At 53.7% G+C, this 3,886-nt stretch carries 2 protein-coding genes; both read left to right on the top strand.

Features of this window, described 5'->3' with window-relative positions:
* On the top strand, positions 1–1,831 hold a 1,831-nt coding region (locus tag A918_RS19825; protein WP_022710508.1), incomplete at its 5' end, for a PAS domain-containing sensor histidine kinase.
* Between the two features lie 147 nt (positions 1,832–1,978).
* Positions 1,979–3,886: AsmA family protein (locus tag A918_RS19820; RefSeq protein ID WP_022710507.1), on the top strand; the 1,908-nt coding region annotated here is incomplete at its 3' end.

The following is a 3,886-nucleotide window of genomic DNA, read 5'->3' as shown; positions in this document are numbered from 1 at the left end:
ACATACCCCCGTACTTCCGCAGGCGGAGCCGGTTATTACGGCTCCGCAGCTGCCTGTTGAAGCATCAGATATCCCTTATCCGCATGACACACAGCCTGCGAACCACAACCAGCATCACGAACAAGCCGGACAAAAACCGGCACAGGCTGATACGGTATCGCAGGAAGATGAAGACCTGCATGTGCTGAGCGGATTGCCGGTTCCGGTATTGATCCACAGTGCAGACCGGCTGCATTTTGCCAATCAGGCATTTTTCGACATGACCGGCTATAATTCGCTGGATGATCTGCGCCATGCCGGTGGTATTGACGCGCTGTTTGCCCAGTCAGACGACAGCAATCTCAGCGGCATGATTCTGTGCCTCGCCGATGGCGGACATAAGATTGTTGAGGCCCATCTTCAGTCCGTTCCGTGGCAGGGTGCACGCGCTTTGATGTTGAGCCTGTTGCCGGAACTGGTACTGAAAGCGGATAATGATGACGATATCAGCAAGCAGTCAAGCCGGTTAAAACTGGTCGATAGCATTACAGCAGAGACTGCGCCGCAGGACAATGCCGTTCATCAGCTGCAATCAGAACTGGCATTTCAGTCTGCCGAGCCAGAAGAACCAAAAACTGAAGATACCGGAACGGCAAACCCTGTAACGGACAATCGTGCGCAACCTGATTTTCATGCATTGCAAACCCAGATTGATGAACTGACATCCATTCTGGATACGGCAACAGACGGCGTGGTCATTATCGGGCAGGACGGCAAAATCCGTTCGCTCAACCAATCTGCGGCGGCGCTATTCGGCTATGATATCAATGAATTATCAGGCAAATCCTTCGCCGTTCTTTTTGCCATTGAAAGCCAGCGTGCAGCGATTGACTATATTCACGGTCTGTCCGGCGACGGCGTTGCCAGCCTGCTCAATGACGGGCGGGAAGTGATCGGCCGTGAAGCGCAGGGACGTTTCATTCCGCTGTTTATGACTATCGGCAAACTGCCGGCCTCCAAAGGCTATTGCGCGGTGATGCGCGATATTACGCAGTGGAAACGTGCGGAAGAAGAGCTGACCTCAGCGCGTCAGGAAGCCGAGCGTGCATCAACCCATAAAACCGAATTTCTGGCGCGGATCAGCCATGAAATCCGCACACCGCTGAATGCGATTATCGGCTTCTCCGAACTGATGGCTGAAGAAAAATTCGGCCCGATCGGCAATGACCGCTATCGTGAATATCTGCGTGACATTCATCGTTCAGGCAATCATGTGCTGGCGCTCGTCAATGATCTTCTGGATATTTCCAAGATTGAAGCCGGTGCGCTTGATCTGGAATTTGAAGCCGTGGCGCTGAATGATGCGCTGGCAGAGGCTGTGGCGCTGATGCAGCCGCAGGCCAATCGGGAGCGTGTGATTATCCGCTCCAGTTTCTCAGCCTTTTTGCCGGATATTGTGGCAGATGCCCGTTCGATCCGTCAGGTAGCGCTCAATCTTCTGTCCAATGCAATCCGCTTTACCGGTCAGGGTGGTCAGGTGATTGTTTCAACCAGCTATGAGCCGGAAGGCCATGTGGTGATGCGCGTGCGCGATACCGGTATCGGCATGAACCAGAGCGAGCTGGAACAAGCGCTTAAACCTTTCCGGCAGGTCAGCAATCATAATAGCCAGACGCAAACCCTCAAAAATCCCGACACCAAAGACTGGCGTCAGCAAGGCACCGGACTTGGCCTGCCTCTGACGAAAGCAATGGTGGAGGCAAACCGCGCACAGTTCTCCATTGAATCTGCACCGGAACAGGGCACGACTGTGGAAATTACTTTCCCACCGACCCGCGTTCTCGCAGAATGAGATCTAGAGCGGTTCTGGTTCATATTGAATCGGAACCGCTCTATCTCTTTGTGTTACGCATTATCCACGCAAAACCGCTTCACACTTTTGCTGGAAATGCTGTAAATCATTTCAGCCTGATGTAATTTGTTACGTGATCGGAACACAATGAAGCTGATACGCCCCGTTCTGGCTGTTATCGTTATTTTAGCAGTGCTGTTTGTCGGGGCACTGGCTGCACTGCCTTATATTGTCTCAACCGATTCCATACGGCTGCATCTGGCTCAGAATATCAGCGCATGGACGGGCTACAGCGTCGAAATTCGCCAGCCGCCGCGTATGAGTTTCTTTCCGGTCTTTCGTGCTTCGCTCAGCGATGTCACCGTCAGCAAAATGGGCGACGCCAATACGCCGTTTATGGCTGCGGAACGCATTGAAGTGGAAATGTCGCCGCTTGATGCCCTGTTCGGCCGTGTTGCCTTTACGGAAACCCGCCTCATCAATGCGCATTTCGCTCTGAGTGAGCCGGTGGAAGACCTGCCGCAATTTGTGAATACGCTGGCCTCATCTTCCGGCCGTCTTGGCCTTGCCATCCGGCAGGCGCGCAATGTGACAGCCCGTAAAACGGACAGCGATCAGCAAAGCGACAAGCAGTTGCAAACCATGCCTTTCGGCAGGCTGGTTCTGGAAAACAGCAGTATCGGCTTCACAACCCGTAATACAGAACGTCAGGAACAGATCAGCAAGATCAATGCAAGCATCGACTGGCCGCAGACAACCAGCGCGGCAACAGTCAAAGGCAAGGCTGTCTGGCATGATGAAACCGTGGACTATAATCTGAATGTTGCGCAGCCGCTTTTGTTGCTGGCGCGCGGCATGAGCCAGATGAGCGCACAGATAACCAGCAAACCGCTGACCATCAGCTTTGACGGACGCAGCAATATTTCTGAAAACATCTTCACGGAAGGTGCGTTCAGCCTGTCCAGCCCGTCGCTCAGCGAAAGCCTGCACTGGGTGGGTCTGTCATCCGATGCCAGCTATTCTCTACGTGCTACGGCAGATGATGCTTTCAGCATTGAAACCAATGTCAGTGCCACGCCGCTGCGCATTAAATTGTCTGATATTGTGCTCAACCTCAACAATATGCCGGCCAAAGGTGCTGCGGAAATCGGCTTCGGCAAACAGCGGCCGGTGGTGACCGGCACACTGGCTTTCCAGACTCTAAATGCCGTTTCTTTCTTTCACACCGTGACCACACTGGTTACAAAAGTCAGTGAGGATGAAGAGGCGAAGAATTACGGCGGCTATCGTTATGCCCCGCCACGCATGATTGACACACGGCTGCTGAACAGCGCCGATCTGGATATTCGCCTCTCAGCACAGAATGCCAGTATCGGCGCTGCGCAGATGACCGGCCTTGCTGCTGCACTGCAAATTCGCGATGGTCAGGCAATCTTCGATATTGGCGATGCCAAAGCCTTTAAAGGCTCCATCCAGACCAGTATCAAACTGTCCCAGACCGAAGACGGGCAGGACAATATCGGTGTTCGCCTCAACGCGGCCAATATTGACAGTGCTGCATTTCTGACGGCTCTCGGTTTGAGCGATCCGATTTTGAGCGGTCAGGGCAATCTCTCTGTGACAGCCGAAACCTCACCGCAAAGCCTGCAAAGCATGCTGCGTAATGCACGCGGACAAATCAGCTTCACGCTGAATAATGGCCGGATGCTGGGCTTTGACCTCAATGACTTTATTGCCAAAATGAAAAGTGAGGGCTTCTTTGCCCTGCAACGCCGTGACAAAGTCAGCCTTGATTTCAAGCGCCTCGATGTCAAAGCCTCGCTTGGCGATGGGGTAGCCACACTGGAAACCACCAAAGCGGAGACCATGCAAGGCGCTTTATCGCTGACCGGCATTATCCCGCTGACCGACCGCAGTCTGGCACTGTCCGGCACACTGACGCTGCCGCAACCGGCAAAAGAAGCCGCGGATACACCGGCAGATAGTGGTGAAGCAACGCCGCCTGCTCCTGTTGCTACACCGGAAACCACAGAACTGACGGTAACAGAGCCGCTC

The sequence above is a fragment of the Pseudochrobactrum sp. AO18b genome, assembly GCF_000409565.1.
Lineage (GTDB): Bacteria > Pseudomonadota > Alphaproteobacteria > Rhizobiales > Rhizobiaceae > Pseudochrobactrum > Pseudochrobactrum saccharolyticum.
This window is presented reverse-complemented; position numbering and strand designations above follow the sequence as displayed.